Genomic DNA, 229 nt, shown 5'->3' with positions numbered 1-229 from the left:
TGCACCTGTTGCGCCAGTAGTTCCCGCTGGACCTGCTGGACCTGCTGCTCCAGCCGTACCTGTTGCGCCAGTTGCTCCCGCTGGGCCCGCTGGACCTGCTGCTCCAGCCGTACCTGTTGCGCCAGTTGCTCCCGCTGGGCCCGCTGGACCTGCTGCTCCAGCCGTACCTGTTGCGCCAGTTGCTCCCGCTGGGCCTGCTAGGCCTGCTACTCCAGCCGTACCTGCTGTA

At 67.2% G+C, this 229-nt stretch carries 1 protein-coding gene; it reads right to left on the bottom strand.

The features are described from left to right. On the bottom strand, positions 1–229 hold a 229-nt coding region (locus tag HP548_RS00100; RefSeq protein WP_175380573.1), incomplete at both ends, for a hypothetical protein.

The sequence above is a fragment of the Paenibacillus taichungensis genome (genome assembly GCF_013359905.1).
GTDB classification, from domain to species: domain Bacteria; phylum Bacillota; class Bacilli; order Paenibacillales; family Paenibacillaceae; genus Paenibacillus; species Paenibacillus taichungensis.
This window is presented reverse-complemented; position numbering and strand designations above follow the sequence as displayed.